Annotated in this window: 1 protein-coding gene; it reads right to left on the reverse strand. The window is 41.7% G+C overall.

What is annotated here, in order from left to right:
• Window positions 1-79: 79 nt before the first annotated feature.
• Window positions 80-357: transposase (locus M3206_RS18880; protein WP_251314048.1), on the reverse strand; the 278-nt coding region annotated here is incomplete at its 5' end.

Raw genomic sequence — 357 nt, forward strand, 5'->3', positions numbered from 1 at the left:
AGACAAACCCCATTTCAACTTTGTTGAAAATGGGGTTTGTGTTGTTTTTAAGTATTATTTTTGAATAAACACACCTGGATTAAACTGGACATGGCCCTCGCCATGTCCAGTTTGCCAGTTTTTTAAGATTCATGGCAGCGAAAGTAAGCATCGCGTGCGCGGAAACTTTTTTTAGCCCTTTGAGCTTCGTCCAACGCATACCATGCTTTTCTTTTGCATCAGCGAAGACACGTTCAATCGTTTCTTTGCGCTGTGCATATATTTTTTTATTTTCCTCCGTATGACGAAGGTGATCGGCTTCCTCCAAGTAATCTTCCCAGATGTGCCGGTGAATCATCTTGATGTGCTGTTTACTCT

This window comes from Fictibacillus phosphorivorans, from assembly GCF_023715845.1.
GTDB lineage: Bacteria > Bacillota > Bacilli > Bacillales > Fictibacillaceae > Fictibacillus > Fictibacillus phosphorivorans_D.